This window comes from Colwellia sp. MB3u-8 (genome assembly GCF_014076985.1).
In the GTDB taxonomy this organism is placed as follows: domain Bacteria; phylum Pseudomonadota; class Gammaproteobacteria; order Enterobacterales; family Alteromonadaceae; genus Cognaticolwellia.
The window spans coordinates 60,655-78,465 of sequence record NZ_JACGVA010000058.1 but is presented as its reverse complement, the minus strand read 5'-3'; the positions used below and the strand labels follow the sequence as shown (position 1 = coordinate 78,465).

Sequence of the window (17,811 nt, the reverse complement as noted above, 5' to 3'; positions counted from 1 at the left end):
TGTCGAAACCCACATCGCCGGACACTACCCTTTATCGGCTTGCCTGTAGAGAGTTTAGCTCTGAAACTGCACCTTAAAGCGAAACGGCTATCGTGTTTGCTTTAAACCTAACTGTAAGGAATAAAAGATGAAAATAGATGCAAAAAATCGTAGTGATCGTTTACGTAAAAAATTACGTGTTGATGAGTACCAAGAACTAGGTTTTGATATTGCTTGGCAACTAGATGAAGGCGCTGACAATGAAGCAGTTGATGCATTTTTAACTAAATTTTTCGATGAAACTATAGATCCAAACGGCTTAGGTTTTGGCGGCGAAGGTGATACTTTGTGGCATGGTTTAATTTGTACTCAAAAACTGGGTAAATGTACTGAAGCACATCGCCAATTAGTAGAAAAGTGGTTAACAGATAATGGCGCAAGCTCAGTGACTGTTGGCCCATTATACGACGTTTGGTGGGCAGAGTAGTCCTTAACAAACGATATTAACCCGAGCTAAGGTTAAATAACTTTACGGGCGTACAATTAGATCTTGATAGGCATTATGCGGTGATTGAGTTTTAGTCATTAAACAAGGATAATAAGCGCCCCAATTTTGATGACGTAAGTAAATAATAGATAGCATTATGATAGACAGAAGCCATAAAACCGTTGAACAAGCAGAACAAGAAGGCAAGTACATTAGAAAAGTACGTAGCTTTGTTAAGCGCGAAGGCCGCCTGACTAATGGCCAAGCAAAAGCGTTAGAGCAGTTTTGGGATACGATGGGATTGAAACATCAAGACGGATTGATCGATCCTCAAGTTTTGTTTGGTAATGACAACCCTATTGTGCTAGAAATTGGTTTTGGCATGGGTAAATCTTTAGTTGAAATGGCTAAAAATGCCCCTGAGCTTAACTTTATTGGTGTTGAAGTTCACCGTCCAGGTGTTGGCGCTTGTATTGGCTTAGCCCAAGAAGAGGGTGTTAATAACCTAAAAGTTTACGAGCACGATGCTATCGAGGTTTTAGCCGATTGTATTCCTATTGAGTCGTTAACGACCGTGCAATTATTTTTCCCTGATCCTTGGCATAAGAAAAAGCATCACAAACGCCGTATTGTTCAAGCAAGTTTTGTTGAAGCTATTCGTCAAAAGCTGAAAGTCGGTGGTGTGTTTCACATGGCAACTGACTGGGAAAATTATGCCCAGTGCATGTTAGAAGATATGACATCATCGCCTGGTTTTAAAAACTTATCAGTGAACAATGATTATGTACCAAGACCAGACTCTCGTCCGTTAACTAAGTTTGAAAACCGCGGTCAAGACCTGGGCCATGGTGTTTGGGATCTACAATTTACCAAACTTGATTAATTTTGATGAGTTGGTTATTACACTGAGTTAGTGATAACACTGTCAGTGAAAAAAAAGAGCGAATACGCTCTTTTTTTGTGGGTGATCTATAAAGTTCAGTTTGGCTGAATTTTAAAAGTTGATGGACTAAAGTCCATCCTACATCGAGCTTACGTGTGATAATGTAGATTTAGGCGATTGTTTTGTAGGTCGGACTTCAGTCCGACAACCGCACAGCACACGCATAACGTGATGTTCACAAGATAAACAGACAGGTGTTTTTTAACTGAAAGCTATGTTCTAGCGGTGTAGTTTATCTTGTTCAATATGAAATAAATGCTGACTGTTACGCAAATTACCGGTTTCTTTTAACCATTGCTGGTTAATAATTTCTCGCATTAATGCCGCTTGTAATACTCTGCCGGCAGAAGCGCTCCAATAACTAATAGTTGCTGCTTGATGGGCTGTGGTATTGGGATGTAGCTCTGAACGTGTTTCGGCCATTTCCTCAATAATATTGGCAATAACTTTTGGTTTTAGCTCTTGTATTATTTGACGTTTAAATTTGGTGAAATGCTTAGCCCGCCGAAGCTGCCAAATTAGCCAAGCTAAAAATAAAACCGCGATAAGTGCAATTATTTCCAAAACTATACTCTAGTATCTTTGTTAAATATCAGCGACATCATAACAGTAAATTGGCTCGCGGTTAAATTTTTAATAGCGCTATTTCTTCCGCTGTTTATTTAACAAAATGACTATAAATTGCCCTGACGATTTTAGCGTTTTCAATATGAAAAAATAAAAATAGCAAACGGTTAAGCTTTCTATTTTTATCTAGAGTATGTCGGTTATGTCGCGATTAGATGGATGTGAAGGAGCCGCAATTTGCTAACCGTTAGAGCTTACTCTAATGCTATTGGTGCTGTGCTATTGCTTTAATCAAAGCATCAGTTGCCGTATTTAATTGATTTGCAGGGGGAGATGTTTTATCTTCGGCTTTTACTATTTTACTATTTTACTATTTTACTTAGCGCTTTATCAGCCATAGCTTTAATTAACTGAACACCTTTATTACTATCAGCCACTTTGGTTTTTTTGAACGTCTAGTCAAGCAAGTTGATTAGCAAAAATTACTTGGGATTATAATGATGATTGCTGGTTTAATTTTAATTAATAAGGAAGCAAAATGAAGGCCTTAATTAGCGCAAACATTGCGAATCTAGATAGTTTTTTGTTAACCATGCCTTATAACATTGAGGGTGACTATGTTTGTCATACCCGTTGGCCTAATAAATATTGGCAAGCTGGCTTTAGTGCTACTGCTGAGCCTACTCTTAATCAGCTAGGTAAAAAAGTATGGCTCAGTATTGATGCTATTAAAACAGAGCAGTTTACTCGTTCCCACCTAACATTGATGAATTTAAAGCTAGAGACTATCTTAACTGCTAATTTATCGCCACGGGTAGCGCTTGAAACTGATTTTACTCGCTGGGCTTTTGCTTGTGGATTAGGTTTTGATTATGAAATTGATGCTAATGTGATCAAAACATTGGCTAAAAATGTAAATAATACCCTACTGTCGCTAAAAATTGGTCAAGACATTGCCGTGACTGCCATTCTACATAAAACCGGTGATACCATGGGTTTGCACCAAATGACGACGTTACCTGCTTTTCGTGCTCAAGGTTTAGCGAAGGAGATGATGCAGCACTTAATTGCCTATGCTAAGCAAAGTGGTGCGCACTTTTTCAGCTTACAAGCTTCTCAGGCGGGTTTACCTTTATATGAAAAGTTAGGATTTGAAGCCGAGATTCCTTTGTATATGTATCGTAAAAAAGATTAAATTGCTAATCTGTATCAAACCCTAAATTGCGCCCCTTCATGCATTAATAATTTTGCCTTTAATGCCAAACCACCGGCATAACCGGTCAACTTTCCGTTGCTACCAATAACACGATGGCAGGGCACGATTAACGCAATGGGATTTGCGCCATTTGCGCTACCGACCGCGCGAACCGCTTTTTCATTATTAATACGCTTGGCAATCCAGCCATAACTTTTGGTTTTGCCACAAGGTATTTGCATTAAGGCTTGCCAAACTTGCTGTTGAAAATTGGTACCAGTAGGCGCTAGCGGTAGATCAAAGTGTTTTCTGTCACCGTCAAAATATTCAGTTAATTGTTGGATGACTTGCTTGAACTTAGTTTTATCTTCAGTCAAACCGGCCAGTGTAATTGGTGACTTTCCGGTTTGAAAAGCCAGTGCGCTTAAGCCATTGTCGTTTGCCGTTAAGGCAATTTCACCTAAGGGTGATTGATAAGTACAGTAATACATTTAAAGCTTCCTCAGTGTTAGTGCTGACATTTAGGGCTAATATTTAGTCATGATATTGAGTAATGAAATGGTGTCATTAGCTTTGAGTTGCCAGCGACTGCCATAAATATATTGCCGCATAAGCGCGCACTTTCACATACCTCAACACTTAACATATTTGTCTTATTACTCTGGTGGGTGATATTTTTTGATCATACGCTAGCTAAGGTAAATCACTGGCGGTAATCGGACAAGACCTAAAGTATAAAGTAGCGATAAACTTGGCTGCTTATTTTAAAATAGCTTGGCAATAGCGCAAATAATTTAACGTTATGAGTTCAGCTTAAAGCAACTTAATTAGCTCAGGTTTAAGCTGCTTTTAATGCCAAAGGCTAGCTCATTAGTCTTCACCTAATAAAGTCAGTACCATGTTGGTATAATTGACTAAGCCTAGTATTTTCTGGTCTTTAACGACAGGGGCGGTATTAATACCAAACTGCTCAAATAAGCGTGCACAATAACGCACGTCCATATCGGGTGAAACTGACAGTAATGGCTTAGCCATAATTTCGTATAAATTTACCCGCTCAGGTGACCTATCTTTTGCGATAACTTGCTTAGCAATATCTGACAATAACACTAAGCCATATTCGTCATTCTCATGGCGTTTGTTAATGATTAACGCGGAAACATGATGTTTTTTTGCCAGTTTTATCCCTTCGGCTACTGTGACCATGCCATCGGTAAAGTGATAGCTGTCAGTGGTCATCGCGTCTTTTACTTGCACTAATTTAGCGTTCATAGTTCTTCCTCAATTTTACCTTTTAAACGCTCAACTTGGTGGGCAACCCCTACGGCATCTTCAATATCAATTTGTATGGCAATACCTTTACCGGGTTCTTCATCAAAACCTGCGATTTTAGCGATACGTTCTAAAATTTTTCGAGACAAATGCTCTTCAACAACAAATAATAATACATCGCGTTGGGACTCTAGTTGCAGGCCAAAAAATGTTCTTTGGCGGTTAATACCTTCTCCACGGGCATGATTAATTATTGTGGCACCCGTAGCACCGGCCATACGAGCTTCTTTCATTACCTTTTCGGTAACCTCATCTTCAATGAATGCAATGATCAATTTAAAGTGCATTACTTATTCTCACTTTCAGTTAGTTTTTTGGTTTGTAGTTGGCTAATTTGTGCATAGGCCATGACTGCAATTATTGGAAATAAGCTGGCAAAGGCAATCAGGCCAAAACCATCTATTAAAGGGCTTCTGCCGGGTATGGTACTCGCTAAACCTAAGCCTAAAGCCGCGACTAGTGGCACGGTAACGGTTGATGTAGTGACACCACCCGAGTCATATGCCAAGGGTACAATCATTTTTGGACAGAAAAATGTTTGAATAACCACCACGATATAACCCGATATAATGTAGTAATGTATGGGGTGGCCAACAACAATGCGATAGCTACCTAAAGCGATACCAATGGCAACACCTATAGCTACCGCAATGCGTAAGCTGTTAGCCCGAATACCGCCACCAGAGACTTCTTCTGCTTTTAATGCCACGGCAATAAGTGAGGGCTCGGCAATGGTGGTACTAAAACCTATGGCAGCGGCAAAAATGTATACCCAAGTATAGTCAGTCCAACTGATGACAGCGCCCGCGTTAATAAATTCGCTAGCGGTTAATTGCTCAGCCATTATTTTTCCTAGTGGAAACAAGGCTTTTTCTAAACCTAATAAGAAAAACGCTAAGCCAATTAAGACGTAGAAAAAACCAAAGCCAACTTGTTTTATGTTGGGAATAGGGCGGCGTATCACCAATAATTGAAAAATAACAATAATCGATAAAATAGGTAATACGTCAATAACGGTTGATTTTAATATATCGAAGAACTCTATTAGCAAATTCAAGCTAGTGTGCTCCGAGCTGAAGCAATAAATTTATGGCGCTCATTAGCTTAATACCATGCCGTATAACATGACAAAAATCATTGGGGTAAGTGAGGCAAAGGCAATTAAACCAAAACCGTCTATCATAGGGTTTCTGCCTTTAATTGCTGATGCTAAGCCGACACCCAGTGCGGTGACTAAAGGTACGGTAATGGTTGAGGTTGTCACACCGCCTGAGTCATAGGCAATGCCGATGATCCAAGTTGGTGCAAATGACGTCATGATAACCACTAACACATAGCCACCTAAAATAAGATACTGTATTGGCCAACCACGAAGAATACGTAAAACTCCAATAACAATCGCTAAGCCAACAGCAAAGGCTACGGTATAACGCAAACCATTAGCGTATTCGTTTTGTGCAATGTCTGTTGCGCCAATAATACCGCCACTAGCCGCAACAGTCGCTGCTTCACTGGCAACCGCAATCAGGGCAGGCTCGGCAACTGTGGTGCCAAAGCCTAAACAAAAAGCAAATATTAGCAGCCAAGTTGTACTGCCTTTTTGCGCAAACGCTTTTGCCATAGACTCACCAATAGGAAATAAGCCCATCTCTAAACCATAAATGAAAAAGGTTAAACCCAATATCACTAAAATCAAACCAACAAAAATATCACTAAGGTTTGGCATAGGTTGTTGTAACACGGCAAATTGAAAAAATGCGATCACTAGCACTATGGGCAGTAAGTCTTTACAGCTACCAAAAAGCGCTTTGAGGAAAATAATTAACTGTTGTTTCATATCGCTAGTGAAAAATACCAAGGTAAAACTTTATTATACTGAGCGTGATGAAACAAAGTTTGATCCAAAACAAGCTAGCAGCTTATTGTTAATCTACTGAGGTTTAAATCAGCAGTTTTGCACAACTGAATTGGTATGATATTGATTAAACGGTGATTTTAATAACGAAGAATTTAATGACGAAATTTTTCTGGGTATGAAAGTATTGCTTTGGGGTATTAAGGTATTAAGGTATTAAGGTATTGGGGTATAAAGGCAAGGGTAGCAAGTAATAATAAGTGATTACTTGCTACTAACAAGACTGATATCCACTAAGCAAGCGTTGTTAGATAACATAGCTTATTTGCAGTTCAGCTTAAATCAAGAGTGACCTAACCCATACAGTTTTTTTGCTAAGGCAAACTGCGTGATGATTATTTTTTGCAATAGCCAATAAACTTAAGCTATGAGCAATAACCTATGTCATATGACCCATACCTTATCCCTAGAACATTAACTAGGCGAAAAAGTAAGCGGTTAGGGTCCATAGCACTCCTGCTAATGAGGCCGCCAGTGTTGCGGGGACTAATTGAGACTTCACATGGTCCATTAAATCACAGCCTGTGGTCATGGCACTGAGAATAGTGGTATCAGAAATTGGTGAGCATTGATCGCCAAAAACACTGCCATTGAGCACGGAGGCAAAACAGAGCATCATAAATAGCTCAGGATCAGCTACCCCTTGGCTTTGACAAATGGCCCAAGCTAATGGCATGGCTAAAGGAAATGCGATGGCATAAGTGCCCCAACTTGTGCCAGTAGAAAAAGCAATAATCATAGTCATAAGTTGCAAAATAACGGGTAAAATCCAAAAAGGCAGTTGCTCGCCAAGTAAAGACACCAAAAATAAGCCACCACCGGTTTCTTTACTGATACTGCCAATAATCACCGCTAACATTAAAATGACCGACGCGAACACTACGCCCTTTAATCCGTTACCAAAACCATCAACCACATGATTTAACGACATCCCTTTTATTAAGGCAATAACCGCAGAAAGTACTAAAGCGGCACCAAAAGCCCAATTAATTTTAGGTGAGCCCAGCATAACAAAACTGCCAATGGCAATTGTTGTTAAGGTGACTAAAGGTAAAATAAATTCAAGCACATGCGGTTTATAACCCTCAGGTATATCAGTACTTTGTAATTCTTTTGCACTTAAAGGCTTGGCACTAGGGGCATCTAATTGATGGGTTGTTTCAGCACGTAGCTTTGCTGCTCGTATACGTTTACCAGAAAAAGTGGTGATATCAAGACTTAAAAGCAAAGTCCCGGCAACCGCAAACATACTGTAAAAGCTAAAGGGAATGCTTTGAAAGAAAAAACTGATCCGGTCTGCTTCTGTGGCTAAAAAAGAAACACCAGGAATAAATATCAAGGCTTGAACATAGGCAGGCCATGCATTGAAGGCTAATATTGAGGCGATAGGTGATGCGGTTGAATCGACAATGTAACTCATTTCTTCGTGACTCACTTTCGCCTTGTCTGCTAGAGGTCTGACGGTAGTGCCAACTAACACAGTACTCATAGTGCCACCTTGGAAAAATAATATGCCCAATAACCATGAAACCAGTTTTGCCGACTTTTTGCCTTTAACAAAATGTTTGGTCATGTAATTGGCAAAAGCTTGTGCTGCCCCCGTTTTAGACCAGATACCTAATAAACCACCCAACAGCCATAAATACAGTAATAGCAGTGCGGCAGTGCCTTCTTTAGCAAGATTAGGAATAATAACTTTGTCGGTTAAGTCGTAGCGCCCTAACATAATGGCACCAACGACTACGCCGCCGAGTAATGCCGTTAGTGGCTCACGGGTTAATAAGCATAATGCAATGGTTATAAAGGCGGGCAGGAGTGACCAAACACCAAAATGAAAGGCGGGTTTGAGTAGTTTTAATTGCTGTTTTTCATCTCGAACCCATTGTTGTTCAAGTGCGGGTGAATTTGCTGAATTACTCAGGTTACTTAGATTGCTTAGGTTACTTTGGTTAAGTGGTGAACTTTGATAGTCAACAACCTGTTCAATAATAACTTTTTGACCCTTATAAATATAACTTGAAACAGCGCTATTGTTGGTACTGACATCATAAACATAACTTTGTTCTACCCATTGTGGCGAGATAAATTGTTTAATATAAATGGCGGATAAAATGGCAAAAATAAAGGCCACTAAGGCGATGCTATTGTTTTTTGGCATACAGGTACTCTTTTATTTTTATTGTTATTTGTTTGAGACTTTTTGTTTTACTTACCTTAGTTAAAGGCAATAGCAAGTGAGCCCAAGGGTCATAATTTTAAGTTTACGATAACAGAATTTTTAGGGTATAAAAGAAAATTAAGCGTAAAATTAACCGAGTAATGAATCAAAGCACTCATGATATTTAATTGACTGCCAATTTAATGCGCTACAAGCAAGTTTGAAGCAAAAAAAAAAGCATTTAATAGACTAGATATTGCGCTATTATTTTGTTTTTAACCTGTGGAGCCCTATAATAGCGGTAATATTTTTAGGAAGCCCAATATGAGCATTGTATATAAAACTAGAACTCAATTAATTGTCGAAACACTCAGAGAAAAAATATTAAGTGGCGAGATTAAAGCGGGTCAGCCTTTAAGACAAGCCGCGCTTGCCGCTGAGTTAAATGTGAGTCGAATCCCTGTTAGAGAAGCATTGCTGCAGCTAGAAGGTGAAGGCTTAGTTGATTTTGAGCCTCATAAAGGTGCCACCGCAACTGAGCTCAATGCTGATCAAGTAGATGAGCTTTTTGAATTACGAGCCATGTTAGAGGCTGATTTATTAGCCTATTCGTTACCACAGATCAGCAATGAAAAGCTGGAAGAGGCGACACAGTTATTGAACAAACTCAATAAGGCTCTAGGTAAAGAAAACGCGGTTAATACTTGGAGTAAGCTCAATTCTGATTATCATCATTGCTTATACTCTGGAGCTGAACGCCCACAAACACAAGCTTTGGTCAGTACCCTGAACAAAAATGCGGACCGTTATATTCGTATGCACTTGCTTTGGGCTGGTGGTATTTCTAAAGCAGAATCTGAACATAATGAAATTTTAGCGCTCTGCAAAGCTCGTGATGTTGAAAAAGCGGTGGCATTATTAAAGCAACATATTCTCGGTTCTCGTGATGAGATCAAAGCTTTTTTAAATGAACGTGAAGCGATAATTAATGGTTAACTATCGCTGTTAAATCCTTAATAAAACAACGCTTTTAAGTTTGATATCGCCCCGTTAACTTTGATGTATTTTTGAACGAATATTGACTTTTCACCTATGTATCTATAGTATACCCGCGCCTTCAAACCCCAAAAAATAGCGATTTTCGTTTATTTTTCGCTTGAATTGCCTACCATTAAGGCTTTTTGGGGAAACCAAAGTATTTAAATACAAGCTAATTTTGAAAACCAAGCTCGATTGTAAAATTACGCTTGTATTTTTGATGTTCTAATCAAAGTAGAGAAAATAATGTTTGAACTACACGCCAGTAAAGTGGCAAATTTAAAAAATGATGTTTTATCAGGTTTAACGGTATCTTTAGCGTTAGTACCTGAAGCCGTAGCATTTGCCTTTGTTGCCGGTGTTGGACCCCTTGTTGGTCTATATGCCGCCTTTATAGTGGGTTTAATCACGGCTATATTCGGTGGTCGTCCAGGGATGATCTCTGGTGCTACCGGTGCAATGGCCGTTGTGATGGTAAGCTTAGTCGCTATTCATGGTATCGAATATTTATTTGCCACGGTAGTGTTAACCGGGGTGCTGCAAATACTCGCTGGCCTATTTAAGCTTGGTAAGTTTATTCGTTTAGTGCCGCATCCGGTTATGCTTGGCTTTGTTAATGGCTTAGCTATTGTGATTTTTTTGGCTCAGTTAGGGCAATTTAAGGTCACTAACGATGCGGGCGTTTTAGCCTGGATGCAAGGCACCCAATTGCTTGTTATGTTTGGCCTAATCTTGTTAACTATGGCGATTATTCACTTTCTGCCTAAGTTGACTAAAGCCATACCGTCATCATTGGTTGCTATTGTTGTGGTAACACTTTTAGCGCAAGGCCTTGATTTAGATGCTCGTACAGTAGTCGATTTTGTTCGTGATATGACCAATGATCCTGCGGCTTCTATTGCCGGCGGTCTACCACAATTTAGTATTCCAAGCGTGCCATTTAGTTTTGAAACTTTCCAAATAATTTTACCTTTTGCCCTAATTTTAGCGGCTATTGGTTTAATCGAATCATTACTAACGTTAACGCTAATTGATGAATTAACCGGTACGCGTGGCCATGGTAATAAAGAATGTATTGCACAAGGCGCAGCAAATACCGTTACTGGCTTTTTCGGTGGCATGGGTGGTTGTGCGATGATAGGTCAATCTATGATCAACGTTAATTCAGGCGGCCGTGGTCGTATGTCAGGTGTTACAGCGGCACTTGCGCTACTGGGCTTTATCTTATTTGGCTCGAGTTTAATTGAACAAATTCCACTAGCAGCGCTTGTTGGTGTTATGTTTATTGTCGTCATTGGTACCTTTGAATGGTCGAGTATTCGTATTTTAGGCAAAGTGCCAAAAGCCGATGCTTTCATTATTATCTTAGTGTCTGGGGTAACTGTTGCCACTGATTTAGCGATAGCCGTTGTGGTGGGTGTTATTGTTTCCGCCTTAGTATTTGCTTGGGAACACGCCAAGCATGTCGTTGTTAATCGTTCAATAAATGACAAAGGTTCAACGGTTTATGACGTTTCTGGGCCGTTATTTTTCGGTTCAGTTTCTGGCTTTTTAGAGCAATTTGACTTACAAGGTGATAGTGACGACGTTATTGTTGATTTTAAAGACTCACGTGTTGCTGACCATTCAGCCATTGAAGCCATTGATACGTTAGCCGATCGTTATATTAGTCACGGCAAGCAAATGCATTTAAGACATTTAAGTAAAGAATGTACGCAACTGTTAACTAAAGCCGGTAGCTTAGTAGAAATCAACGTGATTGAAGATCCTGAGTATTTTATCGCTACTGACAAACTGGGTTAAATGAGCATTTAGGTTTATATTGGGTAGATACTTAATGGTATCTGCCCAATGGCCAAATTTAATTTAATGGATATTACATAAAGTATCATGAGATGCAGTTAGAATTTTTTGATGTCCCTAGCCCTTGTATTGGTGTTTGTCAGTCTGATGACAAAGGCCAATGTTTGGGCTGTTTTCGTACCCGGGACGAACGCTTAAATTGGCTTTCATTAGATGCCAATCAGCGTCAAAAAGTCATAAAACGTTGCCAGCAGCGTAAAAATCGTAAAACCAAGCCAGCAAAAATTAAAGTAGCTGAAGTGACTGTTGAAAATAAGCAAACCTCGCTATTTGAACCCCCAAGCCAGTCTCAGATTGACAACAACAGCAGCGATGATGACTTTAGCGATTTTGAGCTTTAAATAGCCACTAGCGCCCATTTATCGCAGATAGTTGGCAGTTCAACGCAATTGCTCAACTCCCCCATATGTCTGACTTGTTGTCGAAGACAATTCATCATATTCTAGTTATTAATATTGTGCTAACGCGCAGTAGTTGGTTATTTTCACTAGTAAAAATGATCAGGTAATTAGTGAGATTGGTATTAACCTCATATTTACGTTAAATCACTTAGACCCAATTATAATAAGCTCATACAAACTCGGCTGAATAACATAATGTTTTTCTATGCTGTGTGGAGCAAAACAGGATACATTTATGCAAAAATTTCTACCATCGTTAGTGATGGCAGCACTTTCTGTTGCCTTGACCGGTTGTTTGCAAAGCGAACAGCAAGACGAAAAAGTTGTTATTAATAAAAACCCATACCCAAGCACCTATAAAGTATTACCGTTACAAACTACGCTGATTAAAAACGCGACGGTATTAACGGGTACAGGTAGCCGTATGGAAAATGCCGATGTCTTAATGATAGACGGTAAAATTAATAAAATTGGTAACAACTTATCTGCCGAGGGCGCGGTTGAAATTGACGCTAATGGCAAATGGATAACCCCAGGTATTATCGATGTACATTCACACTTAGGGGTATATCCAAGCCCCTCGGTTGAGTCACATTCTGACGGGAATGAAATGAGTTCGCCTAATACTTCTGAAGTATGGGCTGAGCACAGCGTTTGGCCACAAGACCCTGGCTTTCAAAAAGCGCGCGCTGGCGGCATTACCACCTTACAAATTTTACCAGGTTCAGCCAATTTATTTGGTGGTCGCGGTGTTACATTACGCAATGTACCTAGTGAGACTATGCAAGGTATGAAATTTCCAGCGGCACCTTATGGCTTAAAAATGGCCTGTGGTGAGAACCCTAAGCGGGTTTACGGTGTGCGTAAAGAATTACCTTCTACGCGTATGGGTAATATGGCCGGTTACCGCATGGCTTGGGCAGAAGCAACCGAATACAAACGTGCGTGGGAGAAATATGACGCTGATTATGCTGCCGGTAAAAACCCTGCCGCCCCTAAGCGTGATATTGAGTTAGATACCTTAAAAGGTGTACTCGATGGTGATATTTTAATTCATAACCATTGTTATAAAGCTGAAGAAATGGCGATGATGATAGATCTAGGTAAAGAGTTTAATTATCAGTCAGGTACTTTTCATCACGCTATTGAAGCTTATAAAATAGCGGATACGCTGGCTGAAAATGGCAACTGCGCAGCAATGTGGCCAGATTGGTGGGGTTTTAAAATGGAAGCCTATGATATGGTGCACGAAAATGCAGCTATTGTTGATGCTGTAAAAAATTCTTGCGCAATAGTACATTCTGACTCGGCTAGTACCATCCAACGTTTGAACCAAGAAGCGGGTAAGGTTATGTATCGTGCCAACGAAAACGGTTTTGATATAGCGCCAGAATTGGCGATAACCTGGATCACGGCAAATGCAGCACAATCTTTGGGTTTAGCGGATAAAACCGGCAGCTTAGAAATGGGTAAAAATGCTGATGTAGTAATTTGGAATCAAAATCCATTTAGTGTTTATGCACAAGCCGAACAGGTATTTGTTGACGGTGCAAAAGTATATGACCGCTTTGATGAAAAATACCAAGCGAAAAGTGATTTCATGTTGGGTCAAAGAGAAGGTGAATAAAATGAAACAGTTAACATTATTTAAATCATCGCTAATTGCTTTGGCACTAGCGAGTTCAAGCGCAAGTTTTGCACAAAGCTTTGCTATTACTCATGCCACAGTACACACGGTAACAGAGCAAGGTGTACTTGAGAATGCCACAGTAGTCGTTGAAGATGGCAAAGTGATTGCTATTAATCCTGAGACAATTAACGCTGATAGCATTATTGACGCGAAAGGAAAAATTTTAACTCCAGGTTTAATTGGCTCAATGAACCAATTAGGCTTAGTAGAAGTGAGTGCGGTTTCACGTAGTCGTGACGCTAGCGATAAAAAAGCTAATATTACCTTTGATGCAAGTTTAGCCTTTAACCCACGTTCTACGGTTATTCCTTATAGCCGTAAAGGTGGCATTACTAGTAATGTTGTTGCGCCTCGCGGCGGTGACGATATGTTTAAAGGCCAAACTTTTGTTGCCGACCTGTCTGGAGAGTTTGATAGTGTTCGGATGAATAACAATAGTGTGGTGATTGACTTAGGCGCGAAAAGTAAAGGTTCGCGCGCATTAAGCTTACAAAATCTACAATTTAAATTTGAAGATGCGGTTAAGGAATTAGCGAAAGCAAACAAGAAAACTAAAAACGCGAAAGATGAAAAAGAAGCAAAAGAGCCAAGTCGTGAAGCGCAAGTCATTAATGCCCTACTCGCAGGTGAAAAAGCCTTGGTCGCTTATGCTGACCGTGCCACTGATCTTTTGGCTTTATTAAAAATGAAAGAGCAATTTTCACTAGATTTAGTGCTAGTGGGCGCAGCGGATGCCGTATTAATTGCGGATAAAATTGCTGATGCTAAAGTACCTGTTGTGATGACAGCGTTAGATAACTTACCGGGCAGTTTTGATGCTTTACATGCGTCACTTGAAAATGCGGCTAAGTTAACGCAAGCAGGGGTGAGTGTGGCCTTGACCGTAAATGGTGATACGCACAACCTTTATCAATTGCGCTTTCATGTCGGCAATGCTATAGCCAATGGCTTATCACGTGACAATGCTCTTGCGTCGGTAACCGCTAATGTTGCCAAGGCCTTTAATCTTGACAGTGGTACCATTGCGGTTGGGAAAACAGCTGATTTAGTTTTATGGAGTGCTGATCCATTTGAATTAAGCACCAAGGTTAGTCAGATGTGGATTGATGGGCAAGAATATTCGACTCAAAGCCGCCAAGATGCGTTGCGCGATCGCTATACAACGCCAAGCGATATGCCGAAAGCTTACCTAAAGTAATTTGAGTATATAATGTGAACTATCAAAGCCGCGTTAATACGTGGCTTTTTTTTGTGTAATTTACGCTTTACTACTGAACTGAACTGAACGACTGAACAGTTGAACTGCACTACTGAACTAAGCCATTGAAAGTCGATTGGAATACTTTAACGCTTTCATCCATCTTTTTAATTGTCTAAAATACCCATTATTTACATTACGATAATAAATTTTTTTGCTTATTACTGGTATCAGTTAGTGAGTTTCAATAGCTAATGATCAGTTGTAGTTGGGTCTTTATGCCGTCAGTTTTGAGTTAACTGACACTTTCCCTGTGCAAGTAGTACAGAAATATAGGCTATAGCCAAGTAAATGGCGAACATGTAAACCATAGATATGTAAACCACAGGCATATAAACCACAGACATATAAATTTTAGAGATAAAAAATGCTAGAAGTATTGTTAGAAAATGAATTTGGTCATATTGAGTTGTATGAGTTGGCAAAAGGCCTACAAGCGCTACGGTTTGTTCACCAAAAGGGTCAAGGCTCGGTAAGCTTGTATGGTGGCCAAGTGCTAAGTTGGCAACCTCAGGGCCAAAAACCGGTGTTTTGGTTGAGTGAGACTAGTCACTATCATTCAGGCAAAGCCATTCGCGGTGGTGTGCCACTATGCTGGCCATGGTTTGGTGGAGAGGTGAAATTACCTAATGGTGAGTTACATAAAGTCAGTAATCATGGCTTTGCTAGGCAAAGCCAATGGCAAATCGCTGATATTAAACTGCTAGTGTCTGGCGTTGAAATAACATTATCACTCACCGGCGAGCAACTTTCACCCCATTGGCCGAGCGCTTTTGAATTAACACAAACACTGGTGTTTGATGAGTCGTTTGTACAAACCTTAACCATGAAAAATTTATCTGAGCAAACGCTAGCATATACCGGTGCATTACATAGCTATTTTTGTGTTGGCAATGCACAGGAGACACAAATTCCAGCGTTAAATGATCTGCTATATGATGACAAACTCAGTGGCAGCAATGGCCAACAATCAGGGTTAAAAAATTGTCTCGGCCCAACTGACCGTATCTATCACAGCAACAAGCGCATGGTTATTGTTGACCATAAGTGGCAACGAGAGATTGAAGTATCGAGCCAAGGTTGTCAGCAGTGGGTAGTATGGAATCCGGGCGAAGAGGCTAAAACTATGGCTGATTTACATGCTGACGGTGAAAATGAATTTATTTGCCTAGAAGCCGCAAATACTCACTGGCAAGCAATAGCTAGTCAAACGAGTGTCAGCATCAGCCAAATCATTAAATTAAAGGCGATAGGATAGCTTTTTCTACACCTTTTTTTTACACTATCATATCGCTGTGTGATGCACTCAAGCTGATGTTTTGAACCGTGTTTTTTAAACCACTACACTTGATGTTTTATTATGTAAGGCATTGTTATTAAAGGATTTATCTAACCCTAGTTTAAGTTGTGTTAGTAAAGATAACACTTTCATTTCTGCCATTACTTTTAGCTTGGTATAACGCTTTATCGGCACTTTCAATATAATCTTTGATGGTTTTATTTTTCACCGGTAATTCACAAATACCGAAGCTAATTGTGGTGGTAAATGAACTGCCAGTCGTTGATATAGGAAAAGAAATATCAGCGATATTTTTCCTAATGCGTTCAACAATAATATGTGCTTGTTTGGCGGTTGTTTCAGGTAACAACATCACAAACTCTTCGCCGCCCCAGCGACCTACCACGTCAACCTTTCGTATGGTTTGGGATAATTGCTCAGCAATAATTCGCAATACATCATCACCAATTAAATGTCCGTAGCTGTCATTAATATTTTTGAAATTGTCAATGTCAGCTAACACTAGGCAAAGGTTTTCATTGGTTTTAACAATATGATTAAAGCGCCAATGAATATGGCTGCGGTTCGGCAGTTGGGTTAGATGGTCAGTTTCTGCCTGCTTAATTAATCGTGATTTTAAATAATTTATACTAGATAAAAGCATCATATAAAAAAGCATGGCGACCAGGAAGAATAGCAGAAAGCGTCCGATAAATATTTCCCAATATTCGCTTTGCTGATCAGCCGGCGGCGAGACAATAAACATGCGCCAATTAAGCTCTTTTATCGGCATTTGAGAAATTAGCAAACCTTCATCAGTGGTATAGATGAGATCTGAGCTTAAGTTTATATCTGTGGCATTATGTTTAAGTAGCGATTGGTGCCAAGGCAAATCATTTAATCGCGTGATTAAATTTTGGCGATGATGGCTTTTTGATTCCAAAATTTTATTGGAAGATAAGGTAATAATATTATTACTATCAACAAAGAATAATTCAAAACCGAAGCGATCACTGTATTCTTGAAATTTACTGGAAAAATAATTTAGGTCAATGGCTACGCCGGTAAAGCCGATAAACTCACCGTCGATATTGCGAATTTTATTATCAAAGTATAAATGTGGATCTTCAGAATTACCTATGTCAGTAAATTGCTCGCCTGGTAATTCTTTGAGGCGACTATACCATTCAGTTTTGTTACTGTTTAACATGGATTCTCGACCATTAGAGTCGAGCATCAAGTTATGTTTTTCCAAGGCAATAAATGCCACCATATGATATGACTTGGCAATTTTTTCTAGATAAGAAGCTAAGTAGTCTTTTTCTATTTTTTCTTGATTGGCATAATCAATAATAAAATGATTATTCGCCATAAAGTTTGCCACATTTAAAGGGCGAAGTATTTCACTAGCGACTAAAGAAAATAGTGGCGTTATAGCACTTTGCACTTGTTTATTGTGCTTATTAATAACGTCTTTTAAGGTGAAATAAGAGGTGACAATAGCGGTAGCGATTGTAACGAAAAATATTACAGCTATGTAGCGATCAAATTTATTACCGAACTTCATTGGGGAGATAATAATACCTAGTGTCAATGTTTGAGTGTTTATAACGTGGTTAGTCAATTTTAGCTACGAATTTTTACAATTAACTGAGTATTTCAATCATGTTAGCGATGAGCTTATGGCTAATGAATACCTAATGAAA

17 protein-coding genes are annotated in these 17,811 nt (G+C 39.5%); 9 read left to right on the top strand and 8 right to left on the bottom strand.

Annotation, left to right across the window (positions count from 1 at the left end; genetic code table 11):
• The first annotated feature begins 127 nt into the window (after positions 1 to 127).
• Together H4J54_RS05100 and trmB are read left to right on the top strand one after the other, a co-directional pair.
• On the top strand, positions 128 to 466 hold the full coding sequence (locus H4J54_RS05100; protein ID WP_182189847.1) for a YggL family protein: 339 nt from the start codon (positions 128 to 130) through the stop codon (positions 464 to 466).
• Between the two features lie 157 nt (positions 467 to 623).
• Positions 624 to 1,349, top strand: a complete 726-nt coding sequence (trmB, locus tag H4J54_RS05095) for a tRNA (guanosine(46)-N7)-methyltransferase TrmB (RefSeq protein ID WP_182189846.1) — start codon at positions 624 to 626, stop codon at positions 1,347 to 1,349.
• Between the two features lie 279 nt (positions 1,350 to 1,628).
• On the opposite strand, the gene H4J54_RS05090 is transcribed toward trmB, so the two are convergent.
• Complete coding sequence (locus tag H4J54_RS05090; protein ID WP_182189845.1) at positions 1,629 to 1,973, bottom strand: hypothetical protein; 345 nt, start codon at positions 1,971 to 1,973, stop codon at positions 1,629 to 1,631.
• A 541-nt stretch (positions 1,974 to 2,514) separates the two neighbouring features.
• On the opposite strand from H4J54_RS05090, the gene H4J54_RS05085 reads away from it, so the two are divergent.
• Positions 2,515 to 3,171: a GNAT family N-acetyltransferase gene (locus H4J54_RS05085; protein WP_182189844.1), complete on the top strand. Its 657-nt coding sequence runs from the start codon at positions 2,515 to 2,517 to the stop codon at positions 3,169 to 3,171.
• 14 nt (positions 3,172 to 3,185) lie between these two features.
• On the opposite strand, the gene H4J54_RS05080 is transcribed toward H4J54_RS05085, so the two are convergent.
• The 6 genes from H4J54_RS05080 to H4J54_RS05055 form a co-directional block, all read right to left on the bottom strand.
• Positions 3,186 to 3,662 (bottom strand): methylated-DNA--[protein]-cysteine S-methyltransferase, encoded by a 477-nt coding sequence (locus tag H4J54_RS05080; protein WP_182189843.1) that lies wholly within the window; start codon positions 3,660 to 3,662, stop codon positions 3,186 to 3,188.
• A gap of 379 nt (positions 3,663 to 4,041) precedes the next feature.
• Complete coding sequence (locus H4J54_RS05075; protein WP_182189842.1) at positions 4,042 to 4,443, bottom strand: CBS domain-containing protein; 402 nt, start codon at positions 4,441 to 4,443, stop codon at positions 4,042 to 4,044.
• Positions 4,440 to 4,790: a P-II family nitrogen regulator gene (locus H4J54_RS05070; RefSeq protein WP_182136553.1), complete on the bottom strand. Its 351-nt coding sequence runs from the start codon at positions 4,788 to 4,790 to the stop codon at positions 4,440 to 4,442. Before H4J54_RS05070 ends, H4J54_RS05075 begins: the two co-directional genes overlap by 4 nt.
• Positions 4,790 to 5,560, bottom strand: coding sequence for a DUF1538 domain-containing protein (locus tag H4J54_RS05065; protein ID WP_182136552.1), 771 nt, complete (start codon positions 5,558 to 5,560; stop codon positions 4,790 to 4,792). The genes H4J54_RS05070 and H4J54_RS05065 overlap by 1 nt, the downstream gene beginning before the upstream one ends.
• A 42-nt stretch (positions 5,561 to 5,602) precedes the next feature.
• A complete protein-coding gene (locus H4J54_RS05060) occupies positions 5,603 to 6,340 on the bottom strand; it encodes a DUF1538 domain-containing protein (RefSeq protein WP_182136551.1) in 738 nt (245 codons plus the stop codon).
• Between the two features lie 496 nt (positions 6,341 to 6,836).
• Complete coding sequence (locus H4J54_RS05055) at positions 6,837 to 8,576, bottom strand: Na+/H+ antiporter NhaC family protein (RefSeq protein ID WP_182189841.1); 1,740 nt, start codon at positions 8,574 to 8,576, stop codon at positions 6,837 to 6,839.
• 324 nt (positions 8,577 to 8,900) lie between these two features.
• Here H4J54_RS05055 and H4J54_RS05050 point away from each other — a divergent pair, with 324 nt between their 5' ends.
• The 6 genes from H4J54_RS05050 (at position 8,901) to H4J54_RS05025 (ending at position 16,084) form a co-directional block, all read left to right on the top strand.
• On the top strand, positions 8,901 to 9,572 hold the full coding sequence (locus H4J54_RS05050; RefSeq protein WP_182189840.1) for a GntR family transcriptional regulator: 672 nt from the start codon (positions 8,901 to 8,903) through the stop codon (positions 9,570 to 9,572).
• Between the two features lie 288 nt (positions 9,573 to 9,860).
• Positions 9,861 to 11,417 carry a SulP family inorganic anion transporter gene (locus H4J54_RS05045; protein WP_182189839.1) on the top strand — a complete coding sequence of 519 codons (1,557 nt, stop codon included), beginning with the start codon at positions 9,861 to 9,863 and terminating at the stop codon, positions 11,415 to 11,417.
• Between the two features lie 92 nt (positions 11,418 to 11,509).
• Entirely contained in the window at positions 11,510 to 11,818 is a 309-nt protein-coding gene (locus H4J54_RS05040; protein ID WP_182189838.1) for a DUF1289 domain-containing protein, read from the top strand.
• 295 nt (positions 11,819 to 12,113) lie between these two features.
• Positions 12,114 to 13,505: an amidohydrolase gene (locus tag H4J54_RS05035; protein WP_182189837.1), complete on the top strand. Its 1,392-nt coding sequence runs from the start codon at positions 12,114 to 12,116 to the stop codon at positions 13,503 to 13,505.
• 1 nt (position 13,506) lies between these two features.
• Positions 13,507 to 14,766, top strand: a complete 1,260-nt coding sequence (locus H4J54_RS05030) for an amidohydrolase family protein (protein WP_182189836.1) — start codon at positions 13,507 to 13,509, stop codon at positions 14,764 to 14,766.
• A 427-nt stretch (positions 14,767 to 15,193) separates the two neighbouring features.
• Positions 15,194 to 16,084 carry a D-hexose-6-phosphate mutarotase gene (locus tag H4J54_RS05025; RefSeq protein WP_182189835.1) on the top strand — a complete coding sequence of 297 codons (891 nt, stop codon included), beginning with the start codon at positions 15,194 to 15,196 and terminating at the stop codon, positions 16,082 to 16,084.
• A 142-nt stretch (positions 16,085 to 16,226) separates the two neighbouring features.
• Here H4J54_RS05025 and H4J54_RS05020 read toward each other — a convergent pair whose 3' ends face one another.
• The gene (locus H4J54_RS05020) at positions 16,227 to 17,672 is read right to left on the bottom strand and encodes a sensor domain-containing diguanylate cyclase (RefSeq protein WP_182189834.1); all 1,446 of its coding nucleotides are present in this window, start codon (positions 17,670 to 17,672) and stop codon (positions 16,227 to 16,229) included.
• Positions 17,673 to 17,811 lie beyond the last annotated feature (139 nt).